Genomic DNA, 526 nt, shown 5'->3' with positions numbered 1-526 from the left:
TTTGAAAGAGGGCAAGGTCTATATCGGTGAGGGTGCCGAACGCGCCATCGAAAACTTCTTCCGTAAAGGTAACCTGATCGCTCTGCGCGAGCTGGCGCTGCGGCGCACCGCCGATCGCGTCGATGACCAGATGCGTGCCTGGCGTGATACCCAGGGACGGGAAAAAGTCTGGCACACGCGCGATGCTATTCTGCTGTGCATTGGTGATAACAGTGGCAGTGAAAAGCTGGTGCGCAGCGCTGCCCGGTTAGCGGCCCGGCTCGACAGTGTGTGGCACGCTGTTTATGTTGAAACTCCGCGTCTGCATCGTCTCTCCGAAGCGCGGCGGCGCGGCATTCTACGCACGCTGCAACTGGCGCAGGAGCTTGGCGCGGAAACTGCCACGCTTTCAGACCCGAGCGAAGCCAGTGCGGTGCTGCGTTACGCTCGCGAGCACAACCTTGGTAAAATTATTATCGGCCGCCGTCCGACCCGACGCTGGTGGCGCGAACGTTTTGCCGACCGTCTGGGCGAACTGGGGCCGGAT

Annotated in this window: 1 pseudogene; it reads left to right on the top strand. The window is 61.2% G+C overall.

The features are described from left to right. Positions 1-526: pseudogene (locus WH277_RS02480) on the top strand (two-component system sensor histidine kinase KdbD); the annotation flags it as partial.

Origin of the sequence: Erwinia sp. MYb416, assembly GCF_037479575.1 — a bacterium.
In the GTDB taxonomy this organism is placed as follows: Bacteria; Pseudomonadota; Gammaproteobacteria; order Enterobacterales; family Enterobacteriaceae; genus Erwinia; species Erwinia rhapontici.
The sequence above is the reverse complement of the archived record's forward strand: the minus strand, read 5'-3'. Positions and strand labels throughout refer to the sequence as shown.